The following is a 19,530-nucleotide window of genomic DNA, read 5'->3' as shown; positions in this document are numbered from 1 at the left end:
GGAACACCACCGGCAGCAAGGCCGGGAACCCCGTCATGCCCACCGACCGAACCCAGACCTAGATCAGAACGACCCCGCCCCATCAAACACAACCGGTGGATCGAGGCTTAGGCGCGTGCCTTGGCGTGGCCCTTGGTCAGGGCCAGGGCCAAAGCCACCATGCCGACGCCGAGCAGCAGGTGCAGGACGTTGTCGAAGCCGTTCAGCGGCACGAAGTTCGCGGCCGAATCTCCAGGGACCACCAGGCCGAAGACAAACAGGACCAGGTAGATCACACCGCCGTACAGGAGGAAGGAGCGGGCGCCCGTCGCCGTCCGGGCCAGCAGGAGGCCCGCCGCGCCGAAGAGCAGGTGGACGATGTTGTGCAGGGCCGAGACCTGGAAGAGGCCAAGCAGCATGGCCTCGGAGTTGTGGCCGGCGAAGCCCAGCTGGTCGTAGTTGCTGGTGATGCCCGGAACGAAGCCCAGGACGCCTACCAGCAGGAAGACGGCGCCGACGGCGAGGCTTGCCTTCTGGACGTTGGTGCGGGTTGCTGCGGCGGTGCTGGTATGAGTAGCCATGATGATCTCCTGAACGCGATAGGTGGTTGATCAGCGGGTCGCGGTACTTGCTGATCCAACGAGTTACGCATGCAGTTCGGGGCCGCCTGGCATGCCGGATGGCTGTAAGGACAAAGGCTATTGGGCGCGGGGCGGGTTGGGCCGCGTGTCAGGACACAGGCTACTGCCGAACCCGCGGCGGCTTTGGGGTCTTCGGCGGCAAGCCAGCGACAAAGGAGTACGCTTTGGCCACCCAGCGAGCGGTGCTGGCGTCGTCGTTCTGCCACGCTTCCGGTAAACCGACGTAATCCCGCATCGGCCGTTCCGCGGGCCCGCAGGGCACCGTCGTTTCTTGAGCCTCGATGCCCGTGCGGTCCGCCTCCGACAGCCGGACGCCGACGGTGGGGCCCAACAGGCCGGCGAACATGTTGCCGCCGACGAACGCGCCCAGATTGCCGAACACCGGCTTGACCCCGATGTCTGAGTTGCGGGGCAGGACGGACCGGAAACGCTCCTTGTCGGCGTCGGACGGTTTGGGCATCTGCATGTCGGCTCCCGGGTTGCTGGAGCGTACGACGGCGGGACCGGTCACCTTCCGGTAACCGTTCCCGCCGTCGTACTTAGGCAGTGGACTCTTGCAAAGATTCCACGCAGTCCGAGGACGACCTAGTGGCGTTCCAGGACGCCGCAGGCCGCGGGATCGGTGGCTTCGGCGGGGAGGTTCGGGTTGAGCTCGCTGGCACCGACGGTGCCGAGATCGTAGATGCCGTTGCCGTTGTAGTCGAGGCCGTGGATCACCAGGACGCCTTCTCCGTCCCGGATGGATTCGGCAATGTCTTTCGCCGTTCCGGTGCCGCCGTTGCCGGGGTAGCCGGTGCCGGCGACGTCGGTGAATTTGATGTTTTTGCGTTTGTAGTCATAGCTGCCGTCCTTGGCAACGGGGAAGCGGTCCACGGCAAGAAAGCTTGCCGGGGTGGTGTCGCCGGTGGTGTTCAGGGACACGACCACCGGGCCGTAAGCGGGGATGCCTTCCACCGTGGTCAGCCGTCCGTCGCCGTTGCTGTCCTGGGCCAAGGTGGGGCATTCGTTCAGGGCCTGCTGGCCGTAGTGGATGTGCTGGGCGTGGGGCGCGTCGGGGGTCAGGCCGTTGGCGTGCACTTCGATCTGCTTGATCATTTTGTTGCCGACGACGGCCTTGGCGGTGCCGGAGGCGCCGGAACCATTGAGTTGGGTGAGGGTGGCGGTGAGAGTGACGTTCTTGTCACTGCCCTTGGTGTCGTTTTTCTCGGTGTGGGCCTGGGCCGGCAGTGCCGCCAAGGTTGTGGCGGCAAGTAAGACAACAGCTGAGCCCCCAAGGGCCATGACAGAATTTCGCTTCACAATGTACTCCCCTATTAATGGCCAGTAAGAAGATCCCGCTGGCTCAAGTGATTCGTATCACACGCCGCGGCGGATAGGTTCGGGGTTGCAGGTTTTCCGAAGGTTTCGGCAACGGCAGCAGCGACGGCTGCCCCGCAGGTTAAATGGGCGGGTGAACGCAAGCGGTGCTGTCCGATGGTTCGAGGTCACCTGCCCGCAGCCGCGTACTCTTCCATGGCCGGCCCCCGCTGCGCCGGTTGTGAACGTTTATGCAGACGCTCCGGCTGTCCACTGGCCAGGCTCCGGGAGGAACTAGCTACTGACCAGTAGCTATGCGTGAAAGAGCGTGTTTCGCCCGAACGGAAGAGGCGCCGCTGAGCAGCGCCTTTTAAGTGCACATTCGTGCAGTCCACTCCTAGTGGGCTTCCAGGCTGCCTAGCATTTTAGGACCGCGGCAACGACTCGCTTGGCACGACGAACCAGCAGCCGCGGCTGGTCCCACCCGCTGACACACGAACAAAGAGGTTTCTATGTCACTGCTCACCAGAACCCTGTCCATCGCCGCCGCCGCGGTCCTCGCAGGCTCCCTCACCGTGGCTCCCGCCCAGGCAGGCACCCTTGACGTCGCCCCGCCCGGAGCCAACGACTGGTCCTGCAAGCCCTCCGCCGAGCACCCCTATCCCGTCATCCTGGTGCCTGGGACCTTCGAAAGCATGGCCAAGAACTGGTCCACCCTCTCGCCCTATCTGAAGAGCAAGGAGTACTGCGTGTTCGCCCTCAACTACGGCGAGACGAACGGCGTGTACGCCACCGCGCCGGTGGCCGACTCGGCGAAGGAACTTGCCCCGTTCGTGGACGCGGTACGCGCTTCGACCGGCGCCAAGAAAGTGGATCTGGTGGGCCACAGCCAGGGCGGCATGATGCCCCGCTACTACATGGGCTTCCTGGGCGGAGCCAAGTATGTCCATCAGCTGGTGGGCATCGCACCATCCAACCACGGCACGAAAGGTCTGATCGTCCCGCCGCCGGGATTCGTCCCGCCTCCGGGCTTCACCGCAGCGGGCTGTGCTGCCTGCGCCGACCAGCAGGCAGGATCGGCGTTCATGCAGAAGCTGAACTCCATCGGCGACACCGTTGCCGGACCGTCCTACACCGTCATCTCCACGGTCAACGACGAGGTGGTCATTCCCTACAACAGCCAGTTCCTTAACGGCCCGGCCCGGCAGGTCACCAACCTCACCATCCAGGACAAGTGCCCGGCCGATCCCATCGAACACGACCAGACGCCGAACGACCCCGTGGTGCACCAGATCGTGGCCCACGCACTCGGAAAGGCCTCCGGCCCCGCCGATCCGGCCTACCAGCCCAGCTGCATTTAGCCGACTTCAGCGCGGCCCGGACAACGGCCGGCAGACTACGACGGCGGGACCCGCCAGATGGTGAGTCCCGCCGTCGGGCGTTGACGGGCGTTGGCCCAAGGGGGTCCGTCAGCTCCCGCTTGCGGAGGGGTGGGGCAGGAGGTTGGCCGCGAGCGTTTTGGCGATCAAGTTCCCGTAGTGCTCGGCGCTCCAGCCGCGCCGGAGCACAAGGCCCTCATACAGCTCGGTAGCGGTGCACGCGAACATGACGTCGGCTGCCTCCGCCTCGGTCAGGGCCTTCCGCATGAATCCTCTGGCGAGGATCTGCCTCGCGTTGTGCAGCATCCGGCTGTACCGCGCGTCCTCGACATCGCGAAGCAGCGCGGCCATGTCCGGATCCCCGCTCGCGGCGGCGTCCCGGATGAGAAGGAAGACGGGTGCTCCCAGCGGACTGACCTCGGCAGCAAACCGGCCGAACTGCTCCATGAGTTCACGAGCGTCGGTGACCGTGGTCTGCGCACGGTCCGACCGCTCCTCAGCGGGGGAGCCCCCGGCGCCGAGCAGGCTCTGCTCATAGATGGCCCGCACCAGCCCCGGCTTTCCGCCGAAGCCCTTGTACACGGACTCCTTCGAGACGCCGGCAGCCCGGGCAATCGCGGCAATTGTAGTCCGGCCATAGCCCCCAGCCAGGAACAGCTCGCGAGACTGCGCGAGCACCCTCATCCGTGATACCTCGGCCGCGTCCCGGCGGCGTTGGGCATCGTAGGCGCGAGTACGGGGAGCCCGACGATGCGGTTCGTTGACCTCGGGTCCCACGGGGCATAAACTCCTTGTATCAGTTAATTACATTTGACTGTATCAAAATTAGCGTACCAGCCTCTCCGCCTCCCGCGACGGATGTATTAAGGAGCAGATCATGGACACCTCTGAAGCGGACCGCCTTCCCAAGGGGCCCGTGCGGCGCATGGTGGCTGCCGCGAACCGCCACGACCTCGAGGAGATGGTGTCCCAGTTCGCCGAGGACTACGAGAACACCACCCCCGTCCACCCGGCCCGCAGCTTCACGGGCTCCGCCCAGGTGCGGCAGAACTGGGCCGCGCTCTTCGCCGGGCTGCCGGACCTGAGGCTCACCGTGCACGACGCGGCGACGGGCGCCGGCAACAAGGTCTGGATGGAATGGAGCAACCGGGGTACCCGGCCGGACGGATCGGTGACGGCGTCTGCGGGGGTGGCCATCTTCACCGTCCGCGACGACAGGATCGCTGCGGCGCACTTTTACCTCGAACCGGTCGAACACGAGTCCGGTGACGTGAACGCCGCGGTCCGCGTGGCTGTCCGCGGGCCAGCCGGGGGCGGTGACGGATCATGATCCTGGTGGTGGGCGGCACCGGCCGTCTCGGCCGCGCCCTGGTCCCCATGCTCGTGGCCGCCGGCCACCGGGTCCGCGTCATGGCACGCGGCGTTTCCAACTCCTTCCCCGAGACGGGCGGCGGCGGCGTCGAGTTCCTGCATGGGGACCTCGCCTCCGAAACGGACTGCATGGAGGCGGTGGCCGGCTGCACGGCGGCCGTGTTCGCGGCCTCGGGATTCGGCGTCAAGGGCTCTGACCCTCGCGCCGTTGACCGCGATGGTGCCATGCGGCTCGTCCGCGCGGCGGCGGCCGCGGGAGTCGAGCACGTGGTCATGATGTCCATGCACGGCGCCGCCCCCGACGGACCTATCGAGTACCTGCGCTGCAAGGCCGCAGCCGAGGAGTCCGTCCGCACGTCCGGCATGGCCTGGACGGTCATCCGGATCGGGGCGCTCCTGGAACAGCGCCTCGAGACCATGACCGCCCCACTCGAGTCCAAGGGCAAGGTGCTCGTATTCGGCTCCGGCTCTGCCCCGGTCACCTACACGTCGGTGCAGGACGCCGCCTCCTTCGTCCTCCGTGCGCTCTCGGACCCCGCGCTACGGAACCGGGTTTTCGAGTGGGGTACGCAGACGCTTACGGGCAACGAACTGGCCCAGGTTGTCCTTAGCCGAGCTGGCCACGGGAAGGTCAAGCGGATCCCGCCCGCCGCCGAACGCTTCCTGTCCATCGCAGCGAGGCCGTTCTCACCATTCCTTGCCCGGGTCGCAGGGGCCGGGATCTGGGAGGAATCGGGAGCTGCCGCCTTCCAGCCGGCACCCTCACGGGCGGAGTTCCCCGACATTCCCGTCACAGGCCTGCAGCAAGTCCTCGAGAGTGCGGAGGCAGGAGGTCAACGATGAGGCGCGCCCCGTCCCGTTAGTCGCCCCGGAAGAGGACCCTAGAGCCTCTCAGTGGTGGCGCTCCAGGAAAACCTCAAGCCGGAAGTCCGGAAACCCGCCGAACAGCCGCTCCGCCACCTCGCCGTAATCGTCCGGGTCGCCCAGCCCGCCCAGGCATGGCTACTTCTTCGCGGCCCTAGAGTTCGGGGCCTTGGCGGCTTTCGGCGGCAGCCCGGCTACATGCTCGAACGCCTTCTCCACCCAGGACCGCGCCCGCGCCTGATCGTCCTCCTCGCCGTCGCCGTCGGCTTTCCACTCCTCCGGCAGCCCGGTGTAGCCGCCCATCGGGCGCTCGGCGGGCCCGAACGGCACGGTCCGTTCGGTGCTTTCGAACAGCTCTTTGTCCGCGCCGCCGAGCTTCACGCCGAGGGTGGGGCCGAACAGGCCGGCGAACATGTTGCCGTTCACGAACGCCCCCAGGTTTCCGAACATCGGCTTGATGACCACGTCGGGACGGTCCGGCATCACCGCGCGGAAGCGCTCCTTGTCGGCGTCGGACGCTTTCGGCATTTCCATGACGTGCCTCCGGGAACTGCTGGTCAACGGACGGGTGCTCCTGCAGGATATGCCCGGGGCGGCAACGGCTGCTACCCCCGTGCCACCAGCCCCGGAACCCCGTCCTGGATCGCAAAGGACGCCTTCGTGGAAACGGGAGCCCCCGGCGTCGTGACGTAGTCCAGCGTCCGGAAGTCCGCGGTCATCGCGTCCTTCGTGATGCGGGTGTTCACGTAGCCGCGGTTGTCGTTGTAGAACTTCAGGTGCGGGTTCCAGGCCATTACCGGATCCGTGGTGGATCCTGTGCCGTTGCCGGTGGACGAGATGGACGTGCACACCAGTTCCGTGCCTACCACGGGCGAGGACGGGTCCTTGTAGTCGACCTTGACGTCGTTGGCCCAGTTGCGGTGCACGTCGCCGGTGAGGACCACGGCGTTGCGCACGTTGGCGTCCACCCAGCCCTGGGTGATGCGGCGGCGGGACGCGGCGTAGCCGTCCCACCCGTCCATGGAGACGTCGTCGATCTCGGGTGCCTTGTTCCTGTCCCGCTCGGCGAAGTACACCTGCTGGCCCAGGACGTCCCAGCGTTGGGTGGAGTTCTTGAAGCCGTCCAGCAGCCACTTCTCCTGCTCCGCGCCGGTGATGGTGCGGTCCTCGGCGAGGCGTCCGGCGACGTTCTTCTTCCAGCCGTCACCGGCGAGCTGGTCGTCCCGGTACTGCCGGGTGTCCATCATGTGGAAGTTGGCCAGCTGGCCCCACTGGATGGTGCGGTAGATCTTCATGTCGACCCCGGCCGGCACGGACGAGGCCCGCAGCGGCATGTTCTCGTAGTACGCCTGGAACGCCGCCGCACGGCGCTGCCGGAAATGCTCTGTGGTGTCGTTCAGCTGTCCGGCGTCGGTGTTTTCCGGGACCTCGTCCGCCCAGTTGTTGTCCACCTCGTGGTCATCCCACACCACCAGCCACGGCGCCACCGCGTGGGCGGCCTGCAGATCGGCGTCAGCCTTGTACTGCGCGTGCCGCTGCCGGTAGCCGGCCAGGCTGGTGGTCTCGGGGCCTTCGTGGTCGCGCGGGTTGCCGCCGGCAATCACGTAGCTGTCCTTCTTGTACTCGTACAGGTAGTCGCCCAGGTGCAGCACCAGGTCCGGGTGGTCCTGCGCGAGCCGAGCGTAGGCGGTGAAGTAGCCGTGCTCGAACTGCGCGCAGCTGGCGAACGCCATGGCCAGCGCCGCCGGCGTCTCGTGCAGCGCCGGGCTGGTGAGGGTGCGGCCCACCGGGCTGATGTGCCGGCCGGTGCGGAACCGGTAGAAGTATTCGCGCCCCGGCCGGAGGCCTTTCAGCTCCACGTGCACGGAGTGCGCGGTTTCGATCCGGGCGTGCTCGACGCCGCGGGCTACTACCGTCCGCATGCCGGCGTCCTCCGCCACCTCCCACGCCACCGCGACGTTGCGCGAGGGCATCCCGCCCAGGCCGTCCCCGGCCACCGGGTCCAGCGCCAGACGGGTCCAGATGACGAAGCCGTCCGGCCACGGCTCGCCGGAGGCGATGCCCAGCAGGAACGGATCGGTGCGGAGGCCGGCGTCGTCCGCGGTGGAAACGGCGACGGCGGCACCCGGCCAGGCGGCGACGAGCCCGGCCCCGAGGCCGGCGGAAAGGAGGGATCTGCGTGAAATGTTGTCCATACCTTGGACCGTACGGAGGCCTGTTGGACAGGTTCTATGGACAGTGTGAACGTGCCGTTAACTACGTGACAAGATCTGTTGACTGAGTTTCTGCGGGCTCGGTTCATCAGGCTCAATCAGACGCCAGTTCGCTAAGGGTGTTCTCGTTCAGTGCCGACTGCACTACCTTCTTCCTAAGGCCACGGGCAAGCAACGGTGCTCTGACCCCCTGCAGGAATTTCTACCCGGAAGGACTGGGAAAGGTCATGAATCCACGTACCAAACTCTTCTTTGTTCTCGGCGTCCTGTTGCTCGTTGTTGGCGGGGTGGCACTGTTCGCCTTCAACAACACCACTCGGAGCAGGGCCGCGGAGTACAGCCCGCAGATCAACCCCGCCGATTTCAGCACCAACATCACCAACAAATACTTCGCCCTCCCGGTCGGCAAGAAATTGATGTACGAGACCACCGAGCAAGGAAAGGTCACCGAGAGGGTTGAAATCGAAATCCTGCCGGAGACCATGACCATAGAGGGCGTGGAGACGGTCGTTTACCTGGATAGGGAATTCAAGAACGGGCAGCTCGTAGAGGAAACCCGGGATTACCTGGCGCAACACAAAAACGGCGACGTGTGGTACTTCGGCGAGGACGTGGACAACTACTGGAACGGGATGCTCCTGAACCATTCCGGCAGCTTTTTGCATGGCCGGGACGGGGCTAAAGCCGGCATCTGGATGAAGGCCGAGCAGCGCGTCGGCGATTCCTACAGGCAGGAGTTCTACCCCGGTCATGCGGAAGACATCAGGGATACGGTCGCAACCGGCGAGACCGTCACCACCAAATCCGGCACCTACACCGACTGCGTCAAGGTCTACGACTGGACGCCGCTTGAAAAGGATGCACGGGAGTACAAATATCACTGCCCCGAGGTCGGCGCGCTGGTCCTTACCGAGGACCTGCAGACGGGGAGCCGGTCAGAACTCGTGAACGTTGCTCTGCCCTAGACGGCCGTGAGCAGCCGTTCGACCGCCCAGTCCCAGCGAATCAGTTCCTGTTCCAACCGGACCGACTGTCCGAACTGGTCACTGCCCAGCGCGTCGTAGAGCGCAGACTCCTCGGCCGTCAGCCTGGTGAGCGCAGCCCGGGACGGTGCTGGCTCGGTGCCCCACGCATCGCGGTGTGCCATCAGCGTTTTCTCGTCCATCAGCACGCTGACAACGTGCGGGTGAACGGCCCGGAGCTGGTCCAGGATCCGGAAGCCGTGGGTGTCCAGGTCACCCCAGTACCGGACCCCGCAGTCGCGGAGCCAGCCTGCGTCCCGGAGCGACGAGAACCCGTATCCGCCGCCGTAGATGGCCAGGGTGCCGGGGAGAGCGGGCAGAGCCAGGAAATTCACCAGGTTCTCGGTGACGATCACGCTTTGGACGGGCAAATTCAGGGTGCTGAATGCCTCCGCTGTGACGGTCAGGTCCCGTGCCCCGCCCAGCAGCGGCATTCCGGCATCCAGCGCCCGGAACCGGACGAGCTCGGGCGGGTGCAGGAAACCGTGGCGCGCGGCGAAGCGGGCCGCCGGAGTCCGGGCGGTTGTTTGTCCCAACAGCGACCCCGGCTCTGTGGCCGCCTCCGGAAGGACATCATCCTCGGCGACGTCAGAGGTCAACGGCGGGTCGGTGCGTAGCTCCGCCGCGAGCTCATCGATGACTTTCCGATGGTGCTCGACGAACTTGGTGTGCACCCCGGGCAGGCTGAGCTGCCGCACGTAGACGCCGGGGTCCGGGTTATGCCGCAGCCAGAGGGCCACGCGGGCGGCGGTCAGCGCGTCGTCGCCGAGCTCCAGCAGCCGCATTGGCCGCCTCAGGGCCCAGACGCGGAAGGCAGGATCCAAGGCCGCTACCTCCTCGGCGAGCCGACGGAACCGCGCCGCATCCTTCGCCCTCCCCACAAACGCAATCTCATCCTCCGCGGTGTCGAACACCGCAGCCGCCGGCAGCAGGTTGGCCCCGATGGTGCTTCGGCCCACCTCCGCGGTCTCCAGCGTGAAATGACCAACGGCTGCAAACAGCTCTCCCGCCCAGGCCCGGGCCGCAGCGTAGTCGCTCCGGAGGGTGGCCGCCGTCGGACGTTTCAGCGTGCGGCGGCGCGGATACACGCCGGTGGGTTCCAGCAGCTCACGGAGCAGCGTCCCGCTGTCCCAGGCCTTCTGCGTCTGGGCGCGCAGCATCGCCAGCGTGGTCCAGCCCTGGGCCCGCACGGCCGGGGATTCAGCCGGCACGCCGGTCCCGCTCGTCCCGGTATTCCTGGATGGTCATGTTCCGCAGCTGCGAATCGTCGCCGTTGGTGTTCGCCACGAAGCCGACGTGGGCCACGAACGGTTCGATCACATGGATCTTCTGCAGGGGAGTGACGATCAGCAGCTGCAGCTTCATCCGCTGGAACAGCTCCAGGCCGTACCGCGCGGACTCGTCCGAGCCGCGGCCAAAGGCCTCATCGATGACGACGAACCGGAAACTGCGGCCCGCGCCGGCGTTCCTTCCCGCAGGTTTTCCCGAGCCCAGCCCGAACTGGAAGGCCAGCGCTGCGGCGAGGATGGTGTACGCGAGTTTTTCCTTCTGGCCGCCGGATTTGCCGCCCGAGTCGGTGAAGTGCTCGAATTCCTCGCCGGTCTCGGTCCACTTCTCGGACGCGGAAAAGGTGAACCAGTTCCGCACATCCGTTACCTTGGCCGTCCACCGTTCATCCAGCGCGGTGTAGCCGTCCCGGCCGCGGAAACGCTCGATCAGCCTCGCCACCTGCAGGTACTTCTGCTCGGAGTACTGCTCCTCGTCGCCGATGGTGCCCTCCGAACAGGCCCGCAGGTCGATGCCGAACTGGCGGACGTCCAGGTCCGTGGTGTTCTGGTGCTCCAGCTGGATGTGCCGGCCGGGGTTGTACTCAATCCCGGCCAGGGAGAGGTTGATTTCGCCGATCCGGTTCACGATGTCCTGCCGGCGGCTGTCCAGGAAGGCGTTGAACGCCACCACCTCGTGGATGGTGTTCTGGTTGAGTGAGTCCTTGAAATGGGCTTCGAAGCGGGGCAGGTCGTTGCTGGCCAGCTGCTCCAGGAGCCGGTTGTAGTCCCCGGCGGCCTCGAGGGCGGCGTCGATCTCGGTGGTCTCGTTCGGGTATTTGTTCCGGAAATCGGCCATCAGCCGCACCGTGGTTTCCGCGGTGCGGGCGATCCGTTTGACCAGTGCGTCGATGATGTCCGTCAGCCCGGCGCGCACGGTGCTTTCCACCGCCGCAGTGTTTTTGTACGTCAGCGGTTTGTCCCCGAGCGCACCGGCGGCGAGCTTGGCGACGGCGGTCAGCACCCCGGCGTCGTCCGTCAGGGGCTGCTCAGCGAGGACGGCAGCGCATTCCTCGATCGCGGCGGCGATCTCCTTGGCCGCCTCCTCATTGGCGCCGATCCGGCGCTGGAGCTTGTCCGCCTGGTCCTCCAGGCGCCCCAGCCGCCCGGCCATCTCCTGCTCCTGGGCCGCCAGCTGCTGCAGGACATCGCTGGCGGACTCGAGATCGGCTTTCTCCGTCTTGAGGTCCTCGATCCGGCGGGCAGTGAGCTGCCAGCTGATCTCGGCGAAATCCGTCACGGACCGGACCGTTCCGAGCTGCTGGTTCTGCCGTCCGAGCGCGCCGAGGTAGTGGTCCACCTTGCCGAGCCGGTCTTTGTTGCCCTGGAGCTGGCCGCGGACCTCGTCCTGCTCGGCGAGGAAGCGGGTGACCTTGTCCTGGTTGTCCCAACCGAGGACATAGTTGCGCCGGTCAGCCAGGTCCCTGCGGTCGTCCTTCTCATGCCGCCCGCGGCCGCCCTTGAGCTGGCCGTTGAGGGTCAGCGCCTTGGGGTACCGGCGGAAGTCGTCCAGGTTCTCGCAGCAGAAGTAGTCGAACCGGCTGCTGAGCTCATCGAGGAGGAAGTCGCGGAACGGGGTGCCGTGCTTGATGGCGATCTTGGCCGCCAGCGTCCCCGGCGCGGCCGTTCGGGGTGAGGACGACCCGCCGATCTTCAGGTACACCAGCCGGCCCTTCAGGTTGTTGGTGTCCACCCACTTGCTCACGGCCTGGTAGTGCTCGGCGGGGACCAGCAGGGAGAGCGCGAAGCCGTGCAGGGTGCGTTCTGCGGCGCCCTCCCACTCGGCCTCGCCGTCGCGGACCCGCAGCAGTTCGCCGGCATAGGGCAGCGCGTTTTCCGGTATGCCGGTGCCGTCAGAGAGCCGGCGGCGGAGCTCCAGCTGGGGGCGCGGCAGCAGGTTGGGGCGGGACTGCAGGCTGGTCAGTTCAGCGCCGATCTCGGCGGCGCGCTCGGTGAGCGTGGTCCGCTCGATGGTCAGCGTGGTGCGGCTTTCCTGCAGACCGCGGGAGTTCTCGCCGAGCTCCGCTTCCACCGCGCTGAGGCGGGCGCGGTTGGCGTCGAACAGCACCCGGTCCTCGGCGGCCGGCAGGCCCAGCCCGGCGGCGGCCTCCGTGTAGTTCTCGAAGCGCTGCCGCTGGGTGCGGGATTCCCCGGCAAGACGGGTGACCTCGGCGTCAATGGCGGCCAGCCGGCCGCCGCCGTTGCTGCGGATGTCCTCCTTGACGGCGGTGAGGTCGTGCCGCAGTGCGGTGATCGCCGTGGACAGTTTGCCGCCGTCCTCGCGCAGCCGGACGCCGGTGTCCGCCAGCTCCGCCTGGTGTTCCAAGCTCAGCTGCAGCTTCCGATCCGTGAACCAGGGGTGCAGCTGGTCCCGCTGGTCCCGGGTTTGCTGGTCCTCGAGGCTCAGCCGGGCGTGCTGGGCGGAGCCCTCCCTGATGGGCGTGAGCAGTGCGATCTGGTCCTTGGCCCGGAGCACGGCGTCGTGGGCCTTTTTCAGGTCGTCGAAGTGGTGGATGAGGTTGCCGATCCGGGCCTCGACGTCGTCTTCCTCGAGCATGTTGGTGCGCACGAAGGAGGTGATGTTCTCCACCTGCTTCATGGACACGGTGCGGTGGAACAGCTCCATGGCCTGGTTCCCGCCGATGCCGAACTGCCGCTTGAACGCCGCCGCGTAGGGCTCGAAGGAGTCATGGACACTCACACCCGCGGCGCGGAGCTTCTTTTTCAGCTTCGCGGGGTCCTGGCCGAAGTTCGCGAAGTCCGCCGCGATGGACTGGTCCGTCTCGGCCAGGGAGTAGAAGCGGCTGGGCTGGCCGGCCTCCTGCATGGCCCAGAGCGTGACGGCCAGGGTGACCGACTTGCCCAGCACCGCGTTGTGGAAGACGCCGAGCACCACGGTGAGGGTGCCCGTCCCGCGCAGTGCCACCGGCTTGGAGTATTCACCGCCGGCGCTGCGGGCGCTCTTGTGGAAGCCCCGGACGTAGGACATCAGGGTGCGTTCCTTCTTCTGCGCCCCCGCGGCCTTGTTGTACTCGATCTTGTTGGCCGGCAGCAGGAGCGTGGTGATGGCATCCACCACGGTGGACTTGCCCGAGCCGATGTCGCCGGTGAGCAGGCTGTTGGCGCCGTCCAGCCGGAAGGTTCGGATCCCCTGGTGGAAGGTGCCCCAGTTGAGCAGTTCGAGGCGGTGCAGCCGGAAGCCCGGGGGAGTCCCGGCGTCGTCCGCGGTGTCCTGGCCGGGCTCTTCCAGGCTGAACAGGCTGTCCTGCAGGTCGGTTTTCAGTTCAGCGGTCATTTGCTTTCCCCTTCCGTTCCTTCAGGACCGGCGGCGCTGCCGGTTCCGCCGCCGGTGAGCGACGAGCGGTAGTCCGCCAGCCGCGCGTCGAACTCCTCCAGCCACTGCGCGTCCACGTAGGCCTTGAGGATGCGGGCGACCTCGTAGGTGCCGGTCTGCCCGCGCAGTTTCCGCAGGAAACCGAGCTCCACCACCTTCTTGATGTTGGCGCCGAGCTGGTCCAGGATGCGGGCCTCGTTGCTGGATTCGGGCAGGAACACCGAGACCATGTCCGCGATTTCCTGCTCGGTCATGATGAGGCGGAGCTCGCTGGAGTTGGTGTCGAACTCCAGCATCCGGCCGCGCAGCAGGGCCAGCAACAGGCTCACGTTGAAGGTCAGCTGGCGCCGCGGGATCAGCCGGGGGAGGGTTCCGTCCGGGTCCTCCCGCGACTTCAGGAACGCGTAGCCTTCGGACTCGTCCAGGATCAGGTCCAGGCCCAGCACGGCCACGTAGTCGCGGACCTGGGACGTCAGGGCGAGCAGCGACTGCCAGATTTTCTCGTCCGCTTCGGCGTAGACCACGCCCTTGAAGAGACGGGTGACGACGCCGGGAAGCTCCTCCGGCGTCCTGGCTTCGGCGGTCCTGGCTTCCGGTGTTCCGGCGGGGTTCATGCTGGCCTTCCAAAGATGATCTGGTCGATGGTTGCTTCGCGGATGCTGCCGTCCGGCAGCTGCCAGGACAGTTGCTGCGTGGCCTCGGGGTTGATGCTGGCCCAGGCGGACTCGGTGGCCAGCTGGTAGTAGGCGACGATTTCGGCCAGGCCCTGCTGCAGGGGATGTGAGTCGGTGATTTCCGCGAGCGTGGCCTGCTCCTCGCCGGCCAGGACGGCGTCGATGTTGGCTTTGAGCCGCTGCGTGTCGACATGGAACTGGCTGAACAGGGCGCCGGCGTCCACGTCCGCGTCGTCGGCGGCCACGACGTCGTCGTCCACCATCACCTTCCGGCTGGGCTCGTACAGGGGACGTTCGAACGGGAGCGCCACGTCCACGGACGGCGCGGCGATGTCCAGGAAGACGCCCGACGGCGGCGCCTCCCGGGTGCCGAGTGCCCCGGATTCGATGCTGCGGATCAGCTGCATGATGCGTTTGTTTTCCAGGAAGACCTTGTCATCGAGCAGGCGCCGCATCTGCTGGGAGAGCTGGCGGACCGTCGCCTGGGTCTGCTCGACGGCGGGCAGCCAGTCCTGGTGGAGGTTGGTGACGGCATTCAGGTTCTCGGTGCCGGACAGCGCTTCGATCTGCGTGGCGCGCTGCAGCAGGTCCCGGAGTTCGGTGCGCAGCTGCGGGGACATGAGGTAGTCCCAGAAACCCTGGAACGTGCGGCCCTGGAGGGAGCTGCTGATGTCCTGCTGGTTGGCGAAGATGGTCTCCAGGAGATCGCCCTGGGACCCGTCCCACGTGGCGATCTGTTCGCGGACCTGGCGGTCCAGTTTCCGGAAGTTCTGCTCGACTTCGCGGAAGTCCGAGAGCAGGTCCTTGGCCAGGGAGGTGAGCTGCTGGAAGTGGTCCAGGGCTTCCGGGGCGGTCATGACCCTGATGTTGCCGTCCCTGATCCGTTGCATCTCGGCGTCGATGCCGTCGCGCTGGCGCTGGAGTTCGGCCAGCCGCACTTCCGGGTCCGTCTCCGACTGCTGGACCAGGGCCTTGAGGACGGCGAAGATGCTGGTCAGCCGTGACTGGGTGGCGACGAAGTCCCGGCCGCGCAGGCCTTCCACCCAGTGCACCACGTCCTCCGCGGCGGCGGTGAGGTCGTAGCGGGGCTCGTCCTGGCCGGAGACGTAGTATTTGCGCAGCCAGGCCCGTTCCGGGGCGGCCCAGTCGTCCAGGTACTCCGCGGCCGGGCGCGGGAACTTGTCCTCGCCGAAGTCATCGCGGAGGCCGAACAGGACGTCGTCGAGGTGGTCGATGAGGTCCTGGCGGCCGATGTCGCGCTGGTTGGGGCCGGTGAAGGCCGTGATGAAGAAGGAGATGGCCAGCGGGGCGTTCTGCGCGCGCAGCAATGACCATCCTGGGTGGTTTTCACGCAGCGAACTGATTGCGTAGTAGTCCATCGTGTCCTTGATGCGGGTGCGTGCTGAGGGTTAAGGCCTAAGGTACATGCGACCACAGACATCCTGTGGAGGAGAAGTCGACGTGGCTATTTTAGTGCGGGGTGGGTCCGGGGGCAGACGAGGCTCGCGGTATGGGGACAGTAGAGGACTTGTTCGAAGGCCAGCCCACCGGAATGCCGGAACCGATGCCGCGCGGCACCGCGCTGTACCGGGAAGGTTCCGGCCCCGCGGTGGTCCGGCACGTGGAGGGCTACGCGCCCTTCCTTGAATTCTGCGCGGCGCAGGGAGCGCGGCCCGAGTAGCTGGCCGCGGACCCGGAACGGCTCATCCGGTTCCTGCGCACGGCCGGCTCCCAGCTCGCCGACGACAGCACGCTCAGCGCGGCCGCGGCGGTCTTCGCCGGGAACACCATCGCCCGGCTGCGGCCGGACGCCAAATGGACCGCCTACGAAGGGGCCCCTCCCACGGTGGGGAACCGGGAGAAAGCGTTCGAGGTTAACCGCCTGCTCGAAGCTCTGCGCAGCGCGGACGACGACGCGGTCCGCGGGCTGATTGCCGTGTTCTCGGACTGGGCCCAGGAAGAGCCGGTGGAGCCCCCGGCAACGTCTCTCGTCCCGGTACCCCTTGCAGCAGGACAGCCCCGCTATGTCCGGGCCCGACCTGCCGGCAACCACCTATTACTCCCGCGACGGGGAGCCCATTCACTATGGCCGGCGCTGGGGCGCGGACGGGCCCGACCCCGATTCCTACAGCGTGGACAGCCACCCCGAGCGCTTCGCCGGGCTCCACGTCGTCGCCCGTGCGCTGATCGAGCACCTGACGGCGGTGTACGACGTCGAGGTCCAGGCCGATCCGGCCCATGCCGGGGAGCTGCTGATGCAGGGGCCGGGAGTGCTGCAGGCCGTCAAGATCATCCCGCGGGATTCCGGGGCGGCGGCCCTGACGATTGTGCTGACCGTGTACCCAGGAGTGATGGTGCACGCCGGTGTGCTGCATGACTTCCGCCGCAAGCGGTGGAGCGAATATGCCCTGGCCGCGTTCGACGGCTCCGGCTCGGAAAGCGGACAAGGCGAACCGCCCCCGGCCAGTGCCGAGCGTCTTCACGACGCGGAGATCCGACTGCGGGAGGTGGCCGGCGGATGGAAACCCTGGCCACTGCGACTGAGCTGACGCCGGAAGGACGGCCGGGGTGACGCTTCAGGGAACGATCAGCCCGGGCCCGGGGACACGACGTTAAGCCCGGCGTCCACCGCGGAAGCCAGCAGGTCGGCGTCGTAGGCCACCAGGACGTCGGACTGCAGCCGGATGGCGGCGGCGAGATGAATGGCATCAGCGCTCCGCAAACCCCCGGGCAGGGCGGCTGCGTACATCAGGTCCGAGCGCGCCAGATCCACCAGGTTGATCCCTCCGAGCGCGGAATTGATCAGCGAGGCGGGGAAGCCGCGCCTGTGCCCGGCGCAATGCAGTTCTGTGTAGAGCAGCATGGACGCCACCAGCTTGTCGTCGCGGGCCGCCGCCTCTGAGAGGTACGTGGCGGCGGGGGGTGATTCCTTTTCCTCCACCACCAGCTTCAGGACAGCAGAGGTGTCCACGTAGATGATCAACGGTCCCCGCGGAGGTCGGCCAGGATTTCAGCTGTCCCGGAGGACTGGCTGACGCGCGGCGACGCCTGAAAGTCCACGACGCCGGCTGCCGGCCGGACCTGCCCTGCCCTCAGCAGCCGCTCGAAGGGGGACGAAGACGGCGGGATCAGCGTGGCCGCTATCTCGCCATTGTTCGTGACATCGATGGTTTCGCCGTTCTTCACGCGCTCAAGAATCTTGCTGCTCTGGTTGCGCAGTTCGCGGTGCGGGATGGTTGTCATGGCGGCCTCCGTAGCAATCGTAGCAATCACGAACCGGGTGGGAATGAGCCGGCCAAAACTGAGCTGTTGGCCGGCAGGGGCCTCAGTCTTCGACACTCTCCGGCCGCCGTCAAATATAACGAACTGGTAACATGGAGCGGATGCTGTCTAAGTCTGGTCAAACAAGAGTCACGCAACTGGATGGCCTCAGGGGGATTGCCGCCCTGGTGGTTGTTGCCTGTCACGTCGTCTCTACGCTCCCGGGAATCGGGGCTGCTGTGAGTGGCAACCGTTCCGTGGGGCTCAGTACGGCGGAGACCTGGGCTGTGTTCTCCCCACTGCACGTCCTCTGGAACGGCACGCCGGCTGTCCACGTCTTTTTTGTGCTCTCCGGCTTCGTCCTGGTCCTGCCGTTCACCCGGCCGGGCGCGGCCAGGAGCTGGGCGCAGTACTACGCCAAGCGCTTTTTTCGCCTCTACTTACCGGCCTGGGCGTCGCTGGCGGTGGCCGTTGCGTTGATCCTGCTGATTCCCCGGACGGCGTCGCCGTTGCAGAGCCCCTGGGCGGACATGTACGTGATCAACCCCAGCGTGGGCCAGGTCCTCAAGGACGGCCTGCTCATGCTGAACGCGAGCACCATCAACACCCCGCTGTGGTCGCTCAAATGGGAAGTCGCGTTCTCGCTCCTGCTCCCGGCCTACGTCTTCATCGCCCTCCGCTGGCGGTGCTTCTGGTACCTGAAAATCGGCGTGGCACTGCTGCTGGCCGTGGTGGGAGCCCTGCAGCACCTCGACTGGCTGTCCTACCTCCCGATTTTCCTTATCGGGGCCGTCCTCGGCGTCGAGCGTGAACGGATCCGCGAGCTGACCCGAAAGTGGCCGCGCGTCGCCTGGTTCTTCGTGGCCGCCGCGGGACTCTTCCTGGCCAACGCGGAATGGATCAGCCCCGCGCAGCCGATCCCCGGCGTCGAGGCCGTTGTTACGGTGGGCGCGACGCTGATCGTCCTGCTGTTTGTGTCCTGCCGCTCGGCCAAGAGGCTCGGTGACACGGCCGTCGCGCAGTGGCTGGGACGCGTGTCCTTCAGCCTTTACCTGGTGCACCTTCCGATCATCCTGGCCGGCGTCACCTTGCTGCGATCCGTCTCGCTGCCCCTGGCGCTCGCCGTCTCCGTGGCCGTCGCGTTCGTGATCGCCGAGCTGTTCTACCGCTTTGTGGAACAGCCCGCCCAGCGGCTGTCGATGGCCGCGGGGCGCGCCGTGGGGCGCCGGACCCGCCGCGACGCCACCCCGGATGCCGCGCACGCCGCGGCCGTCCCGGACGGGCTGGACAGCCCGGCCGTCCGGGACCTGGCTGAGGCGGGTCGGGGCGCCGCGGGTAAAGAGCCCGGCAGGCACCGGAATTGGCGTGAACAGATGGAGTCTGGCCGACCCCTTGGGAAGCCTGCACGTAATGTGCCGACAGGCCCTGTCCGGCCAGTGCAGATTGGAGCACGATACTCCCCATGAAAAGAATCGTCACAGCTAGCCTCGCGGCGGCAATCATAGGCTGCGGTGCAATCGCAGTGGCAGCCCCAAGCAACGCAGTGACCACGAGCAGCGCGGCGACCCAGTCATCACCCCTCGCGGGGCAAATCATGGTCAAATTCCGCGACAATGGCTCGGCAGCCGGCGTACTGCGCCAGCACGGCCTCACGGCGGGTCCCGGTATCGGCAGCACTGGCGCCCAACTCGTCACGGTACCGGCCGACAGGGAACTCCAGGTTCTAGAGGGCTTGAGCCGGAACCCGGCAGTTGAGTACGCCGAGCCGGACGAGCCCGTTGCTGCCGCTACGGCTGACGAGTATTTCCCCCGCCAGTACGCCCTCCAAAACAATGGCCAACCCTTTGATAACACCGCCGGCACCTACTCTGTGGCCGGCGGCACAGCAGACGCTGATGTCGACGCCGTCGAGGCGTGGGGCGTCACGACAGGCATCGGCATCAAAGTCGCCGTTCTCGATTCAGGTGTCGCCAGTGACAACGTCGACATCACACCAAAGGTTGTTGCCCGCGCCAACTTCACTAACGGAACAACCGGTGAGGACAACTATGGGCACGGCACTGAGCTGCTGCGGGGATTTCGGACAGCGGAATTGGTTGATTCTTCTACGCTGCCAGTGCTGGCTGTTGATAACCATAGTGGACTTCGTTGGGCCGCCGGTAACCGAGCGC

General features: G+C 66.7%; 20 protein-coding genes. 8 read left to right on the top strand and 12 right to left on the bottom strand.

Going from position 1 to position 19,530, the window contains the following annotated elements:
* Positions 1-107: 107 nt before the first annotated feature.
* The 3 genes from ACZY0Y_RS17580 to ACZY0Y_RS17570 form a co-directional block, all read right to left on the bottom strand.
* The gene (locus ACZY0Y_RS17580; RefSeq protein WP_463885545.1) at positions 108-560 is read right to left on the bottom strand and encodes a DUF4383 domain-containing protein; all 453 of its coding nucleotides are present in this window, start codon (positions 558-560) and stop codon (positions 108-110) included.
* A gap of 160 nt (positions 561-720) precedes the next feature.
* On the bottom strand, positions 721-1,086 hold the full coding sequence (locus ACZY0Y_RS17575) for a TfoX/Sxy family protein (RefSeq protein WP_463885547.1): 366 nt from the start codon (positions 1,084-1,086) through the stop codon (positions 721-723).
* Positions 1,087-1,205: 119 nt separating this feature from the next.
* Entirely contained in the window at positions 1,206-1,919 is a 714-nt protein-coding gene (locus ACZY0Y_RS17570; protein ID WP_463959469.1) for a hypothetical protein, read from the bottom strand.
* Between the two features lie 509 nt (positions 1,920-2,428).
* Here ACZY0Y_RS17570 and ACZY0Y_RS17565 point away from each other — a divergent pair.
* Entirely contained in the window at positions 2,429-3,277 is an 849-nt protein-coding gene (locus tag ACZY0Y_RS17565) for an esterase/lipase family protein (protein ID WP_463959467.1), read from the top strand.
* Positions 3,278-3,385: 108 nt separating this feature from the next.
* On the opposite strand, the gene ACZY0Y_RS17560 is transcribed toward ACZY0Y_RS17565, so the two are convergent.
* Positions 3,386-3,979, bottom strand: a complete 594-nt coding sequence (locus tag ACZY0Y_RS17560; RefSeq protein WP_463959471.1) for a TetR family transcriptional regulator — start codon at positions 3,977-3,979, stop codon at positions 3,386-3,388.
* 193 nt (positions 3,980-4,172) lie between these two features.
* Here ACZY0Y_RS17560 and ACZY0Y_RS17555 point away from each other — a divergent pair, with 193 nt between their 5' ends.
* Entirely contained in the window at positions 4,173-4,625 is a 453-nt protein-coding gene (locus tag ACZY0Y_RS17555) for a nuclear transport factor 2 family protein (protein ID WP_463959465.1), read from the top strand.
* Complete coding sequence (locus ACZY0Y_RS17550; RefSeq protein WP_463959463.1) at positions 4,622-5,509, top strand: SDR family oxidoreductase; 888 nt, start codon at positions 4,622-4,624, stop codon at positions 5,507-5,509. Before ACZY0Y_RS17555 ends, ACZY0Y_RS17550 begins: the two co-directional genes overlap by 4 nt.
* A 159-nt stretch (positions 5,510-5,668) precedes the next feature.
* On the opposite strand, the gene ACZY0Y_RS17545 is transcribed toward ACZY0Y_RS17550, so the two are convergent.
* On the bottom strand, positions 5,669-6,064 hold the full coding sequence (locus ACZY0Y_RS17545) for a TfoX/Sxy family protein (protein WP_463959461.1): 396 nt from the start codon (positions 6,062-6,064) through the stop codon (positions 5,669-5,671).
* Between the two features lie 71 nt (positions 6,065-6,135).
* Positions 6,136-7,725, bottom strand: coding sequence for an alkaline phosphatase D family protein (locus tag ACZY0Y_RS17540; protein WP_463959459.1), 1,590 nt, complete (start codon positions 7,723-7,725; stop codon positions 6,136-6,138).
* 245 nt (positions 7,726-7,970) lie between these two features.
* Between ACZY0Y_RS17540 and ACZY0Y_RS17535 the strand changes: the two genes are divergently transcribed.
* Positions 7,971-8,708, top strand: coding sequence for a hypothetical protein (locus tag ACZY0Y_RS17535; protein WP_463959458.1), 738 nt, complete (start codon positions 7,971-7,973; stop codon positions 8,706-8,708).
* Here the strand turns inward: ACZY0Y_RS17535 and ACZY0Y_RS17530 are convergent.
* From ACZY0Y_RS17530 to ACZY0Y_RS17515, 4 genes are read right to left on the bottom strand one after another with little or no spacing between them, the layout of a single operon-like run.
* Positions 8,705-9,976 carry a Wadjet anti-phage system protein JetD domain-containing protein gene (locus ACZY0Y_RS17530; protein ID WP_463959457.1) on the bottom strand — a complete coding sequence of 424 codons (1,272 nt, stop codon included), beginning with the start codon at positions 9,974-9,976 and terminating at the stop codon, positions 8,705-8,707. The genes ACZY0Y_RS17535 and ACZY0Y_RS17530 overlap by 4 nt on opposite strands.
* Entirely contained in the window at positions 9,966-13,385 is a 3,420-nt protein-coding gene (locus tag ACZY0Y_RS17525; protein WP_463959455.1) for an ATP-binding protein, read from the bottom strand. The genes ACZY0Y_RS17530 and ACZY0Y_RS17525 overlap by 11 nt, the downstream gene beginning before the upstream one ends.
* Positions 13,382-14,038 carry a DUF4194 domain-containing protein gene (locus ACZY0Y_RS17520; protein WP_463959453.1) on the bottom strand — a complete coding sequence of 219 codons (657 nt, stop codon included), beginning with the start codon at positions 14,036-14,038 and terminating at the stop codon, positions 13,382-13,384. The genes ACZY0Y_RS17525 and ACZY0Y_RS17520 overlap by 4 nt, the downstream gene beginning before the upstream one ends.
* A complete protein-coding gene (locus tag ACZY0Y_RS17515) occupies positions 14,035-15,477 on the bottom strand; it encodes a DUF3375 domain-containing protein (protein WP_463959451.1) in 1,443 nt (480 codons plus the stop codon). The genes ACZY0Y_RS17520 and ACZY0Y_RS17515 overlap by 4 nt, the downstream gene beginning before the upstream one ends.
* Before the next feature lie 131 nt (positions 15,478-15,608).
* Here ACZY0Y_RS17515 and ACZY0Y_RS17510 point away from each other — a divergent pair, with 131 nt between their 5' ends.
* Together ACZY0Y_RS17510 and ACZY0Y_RS17505 are read left to right on the top strand one after the other, a co-directional pair.
* Positions 15,609-15,779 carry a hypothetical protein gene (locus ACZY0Y_RS17510; RefSeq protein WP_463959449.1) on the top strand — a complete coding sequence of 57 codons (171 nt, stop codon included), beginning with the start codon at positions 15,609-15,611 and terminating at the stop codon, positions 15,777-15,779.
* A gap of 343 nt (positions 15,780-16,122) precedes the next feature.
* Positions 16,123-16,647 (top strand): DUF6226 family protein, encoded by a 525-nt coding sequence (locus tag ACZY0Y_RS17505; protein ID WP_463959447.1) that lies wholly within the window; start codon positions 16,123-16,125, stop codon positions 16,645-16,647.
* Between the two features lie 38 nt (positions 16,648-16,685).
* On the opposite strand, the gene ACZY0Y_RS17500 is transcribed toward ACZY0Y_RS17505, so the two are convergent.
* Together ACZY0Y_RS17500 and ACZY0Y_RS17495 are read right to left on the bottom strand one after the other, a co-directional pair.
* Positions 16,686-17,069, bottom strand: coding sequence for a type II toxin-antitoxin system VapC family toxin (locus ACZY0Y_RS17500; RefSeq protein ID WP_463959446.1), 384 nt, complete (start codon positions 17,067-17,069; stop codon positions 16,686-16,688).
* A gap of 8 nt (positions 17,070-17,077) precedes the next feature.
* Positions 17,078-17,341, bottom strand: coding sequence for a type II toxin-antitoxin system Phd/YefM family antitoxin (locus ACZY0Y_RS17495; RefSeq protein WP_463959445.1), 264 nt, complete (start codon positions 17,339-17,341; stop codon positions 17,078-17,080).
* Positions 17,342-17,472: 131 nt separating this feature from the next.
* Between ACZY0Y_RS17495 and ACZY0Y_RS17490 the strand changes: the two genes are divergently transcribed.
* Both ACZY0Y_RS17490 and ACZY0Y_RS17485 read left to right on the top strand, forming a co-directional pair.
* Positions 17,473-18,825 (top strand): acyltransferase family protein, encoded by a 1,353-nt coding sequence (locus ACZY0Y_RS17490; protein WP_463959443.1) that lies wholly within the window; start codon positions 17,473-17,475, stop codon positions 18,823-18,825.
* Positions 18,822-19,530 (top strand): S8 family serine peptidase (locus ACZY0Y_RS17485; protein ID WP_463959441.1); only part of this gene is annotated, 709 nt, incomplete at its 3' end. The genes ACZY0Y_RS17490 and ACZY0Y_RS17485, both read left to right, overlap by 4 nt.

The sequence above is a fragment of the Pseudarthrobacter kochi genome (assembly GCF_055412805.1).
This window is presented reverse-complemented; position numbering and strand designations above follow the sequence as displayed.